This window comes from Bacteroidota bacterium, from assembly GCA_030706565.1.
In the GTDB taxonomy this organism is placed as follows: Bacteria; Bacteroidota; Bacteroidia; order Bacteroidales; family JAUZOH01; genus JAUZOH01.
Window position 1 is genome coordinate 1 of the sequence record JAUZOH010000329.1, and the last position, 4,198, is coordinate 4,198.

Annotated in this window: 4 protein-coding genes; 3 read left to right on the forward strand and 1 reads right to left on the reverse strand. The window is 36.0% G+C overall.

What is annotated here, in order from left to right; genetic code table 11:
• A partial coding sequence (locus Q8907_13460; GenBank protein MDP4275279.1) for a TonB-dependent receptor occupies positions 1-337 on the forward strand: 337 nt, incomplete at its 5' end.
• A gap of 176 nt (positions 338-513) precedes the next feature.
• Here the strand turns inward: Q8907_13460 and Q8907_13465 are convergent.
• Entirely contained in the window at positions 514-1,431 is a 918-nt protein-coding gene (locus Q8907_13465) for a slipin family protein (protein MDP4275280.1), read from the reverse strand.
• Positions 1,432-2,421: 990 nt separating this feature from the next.
• Between Q8907_13465 and Q8907_13470 the strand changes: the two genes are divergently transcribed.
• Positions 2,422-2,925, forward strand: a complete 504-nt coding sequence (locus tag Q8907_13470) for a T9SS type A sorting domain-containing protein (protein ID MDP4275281.1) — start codon at positions 2,422-2,424, stop codon at positions 2,923-2,925.
• A gap of 7 nt (positions 2,926-2,932) precedes the next feature.
• A partial coding sequence (locus Q8907_13475) for a hypothetical protein (protein MDP4275282.1) occupies positions 2,933-4,198 on the forward strand: 1,266 nt, incomplete at its 3' end.

Below are 4,198 nucleotides of genomic sequence, written 5' to 3' on the forward strand. Positions count from 1 at the left end.
CATGTCCCTGTCGCTGACATTCCAATATGCCAGCAAAAAAAACAATATTCAGGATAATTACTTTTGTGATGCATTGTATTTCCTGACTTTCGAAAAAACATTCAGGCAAAAAATTAAAGTAGGGCTAGTCAGTGGTATCCCGTTTACCCGGTCATTTACCTATAAGGGGGCAGAAATTGATGCAAAAAACTTCTCCAGTCATTACCAGGGGGATGTCAAAATGTCTTTAGTTCCTGTCTGGTTCAGATTAAGTTATCAGTTCACTTCAGGGAAGAAACGGGAGAGGATCAAACGGGAAAAAGAACAAATTGATAATCTGCCGAAAAAAGGATTTTGAGGGGTACAATTCAATGTTGAGAGGGGATGGTATGCGGTATTGCCGCACACCATCCCCTCCAAACGTAAACATTTACAAACTTATTGCCATTCCGGACATAGCGAGGAATCTTTATATTTTCCCCGGACACTAATAATTACAAAACGCTTTTATTCTAAAAAACTCCATTTTAAAAATTAGACTTCGTTTTCATTTTCTTTATCCGGATTTTTCTTTTGCTTTTTAAGTTCCATGGTCAATGCTGTTAATCCGGCAATACTGCCCAACTGCATGGATTCTACAGCAGTACTTGGTACAACGACTATGGTAGAATTGGTTTTCAGGCCTTCATAGAGCATATTCATAGCCCTTAAATGAAAAGCGGTAGGCTCTTCCGAATAGATCTGGGCTGCTGCCTTAAATTTATCTGCTATCTGCCTTTCTGAATCTCCTAAAATCACACGGGCCTGGCGCTCTCTTTCGGCCTGTGCCTGCATTGACATGGCATCTTCAAGTCCTGGTGGGATAAGAACATCTTTCACTTCAACGGAAATAACATTAATTCCCCAGGGCTCCGTACGTTCGTCAATTATCCTTTGAAGTTGTTGACTGATTTTTTCCCTTCCTTCCAACATATCAGAAAGAATGGTTTTACCGATCACATCACGCAAAGCAGTCTGTGCAGCCCAGCTGATGGCATTTCTATAATCTGAAACATCCAATGCAGCTTTTTTAGCATCAATAACCTTCCAAAATAATACAGCATCCACATCAACCGGCACTGTATCTTTTGTCAGGGTTTTTTCGGCTGTAAAAGAAGTTGTAATAACCCTTGTATCTATCCAATAACAAATGAAATCGACAATAGGGATAATAAAAAATATCCCAGGTCCCCTGAGCCTGTGAAAACGCCCTAAACGCAGTACTACAGCCTTTTCCCATTGGGCAGCAATTTTAACAGCAGTTGAAACCAAAAGGGCTATGAAAAACGAAATAGCTAAAGTCCACAATCCTGCTGCATTATTTCCAGTACTAAAATATGGATATGAAATTGCAACCCCAATTCCCAAAAGGATGAAAAAAATCAATACGGCTAAAGAATTGTTTGTTTTCATCTTGTTTGATCTCCTTTAATTAAATTAAAATATGAACATTAATAAAATATTTTCAGCAAATTGACGGAGCAGAACAAATATGTAAGTTTTATATCACATTGATTTTTAATTAATTGGACAAGACAGAATCAATCCAAGGCCTTAAGGGAACAAAAGAACAGAATTCTGAATTAATCTTTCCCGAACTTATATCAAACAGGTATCCTTTAATCTATAATAAAGTTACAAAATATAATGGAAGAGAAATATAATTAAGGGGATATTTTATGGGACGGGAAAAGGGAATTATTCTTTTAAACAACTTAAATTTTTCACAATATGCTATTCATTTTAATTGGTCACAGAATGGATGAAGTTCATAAATTTTTTACTGTTAATAATCATATTTGTTAATTAAAGATTAAGGTTTATTATTAAAAAAATATTAAATTAGATTAAAAAATTAGTTCTCGCAGATATTATTTTTTTTAAACGTTTTTTCTCCTTATTTTTAATTTGCTGAATCAATTTTCATTGGTTTTTCTTCATGCCTTATTTTGTTTGCTATTTATAACAAAAATTAAATTCACACCATTTTAAATAAAATTTAGTCTTTAGAAAATATATCTCCTAAGCACATTTTATAATATTTATTAATATTAATATATAACATTATGCTTTATTATTTTCTATACCCTAACTATCCCCAATCAGTAAGATTGAAACAACTTTGTTCTCAAAAAAACAAAGTACAATTATCCTATTTCCTAAAAAAATATCTTCCAGACAAGCTTTAATTTTTTTTAATTTTTAAATATAGTCCTGCCAACCTTTATCGCCGTATCCTATGACAAATAATTTACAGGCTGGCAAAGACAATAAGAGAAATTTTTTCCTTAAAATCTGAGCAAAATCAGCATTTATCTATTTGTTTTTCAATCGATAAGCAAATTTCATTAAAATAAGCAAATGAATTTCCCATAAAGTTTAATTAACATTTAATTTAATGTTATGAAAATACGTACTCCATTAAAATTAAGTTTCGTGCTGGGATTTTGCGGAGTCATGACGGGATTGCAGGCACAGGAATCTGTAAACTCAAATGGGGGGGATGCCTCCGGCAACGGGGGATCCGTTAGTTTTTCCATTGGTCAGATTGTTTATACTACCCATACGGGTATAAACGGTTCGGAACTGCAAGGAGTAATTCAGCCCTATGAAATCTCAGTGGTAACGGCTGTCAAGGAAATTAACGAAAATACTTTCGATTTTAACCTTGATTGCTTTGTTTATCCCAATCCAACTTCAAACAAGTTAACCCTGAAAATTGAAGGAAATGAGTTGAACCACCTTTACTATAAGATCTTTGATATTAGTGGGAAACTCATTGAAAACAAAAAAATTGAAGACAATGTAACCCTGATTTTCATGGATAACCTTCTTCCTTCTACTTACCTTCTAAAGATTTTCCAAAACAAAAATGAGGTTAAGACTTTTAAAATCATAAAAAACTAATAACACTATGAAAAAAACAATTCTGACCCTTACAATGTTGATTATAGCGACAATTGTATTAGCACAAACCCCCAGGAAAATGAGTTATCAGGCAGTTATAAGAGATACTGATAACAAACTGATTATTAACAAAAGCATCGGCATGCGCATCAGCATTTTGCAGGGATCGGCAACCGGGACTGAAATTTTTAAGGAATTGTATAATCCCAATCCTCATTCCAATGCGAATGGCCTGGTGACCATAGAAATTGGAGGAGGGGTAGCGGTTACTGGTAACTTTGAAACCATAGATTGGACAAACGGGCTATACTTTATTAAAACAGAAATTGATCCTTTAGGAGGCACAAATTATACAATTTCAGGTACAAGCCAGTTGCTTAGTGTACCTTTCGCCATACACTCCCAAACTGCGGAAAAAATAACCGGTACATTGGCAGAAACAGATCCTGTATTTAAATCTTCTGCAGCCAATTCCATTAAGCAATCTGATATACTCAACTGGAACAACAAACTTGGCAGTTCAGACGAAGCCGACCCATTTTTCACAAAGTCTGTAGCTCACAGCATTACAGGTATTGATACGGCCTATTGGAATAAAAAACTGAATGCTGAAACAGCATTTAATGCTTCGGTTGCCAGGAAAATTACTGCAAATGATACCCTTAGATGGAGCAAAAAGCTCGACAGTTTCACCGAAGCCGACCCATTTTTTACCAATTCTGTGGCTCATGCTATTACAGGTATTGATACGGCCTATTGGAATAAAAAACTGAATGCTGAAACTGCATTTAATGCTTCGGTTGCCAGGAAAATTACTGCAGATGATACCCTTAGATGGAGCAAAAAGCTCGACAGTTTCACCGAAACCGACCCATTATTCATCAATTCTGTAGCTCATGCTATTTCTGCCGGTGATACTACCCGCTGGAACAGAAAAGAAGCTGATCCGGTATTTGCCATCTCGCCCGCCAATTCCATCAAGCAATCTGATATTCTCAACTGGAACAACAAACTTGGCAGTTCAGACGAAACCGACCCATTTTTTACAAAGTCTGTAGCTCACAGCATTACAGGTATTGATACGGCCAACTGGAATAAAAAGGAAACAGATCCGGTATTTTCAACATCTGTAGCTCATGCTATTTCAGCTGTTGATACTACCCGCTGGAACAGAAAAGAAGCCGATCCGGTATTTGCCATCTCGCCCGCCAATTCCATTAAGCAATCTGATATACTCAACTGGAACAACAAACTTGGCAGCTCAGACGAAACC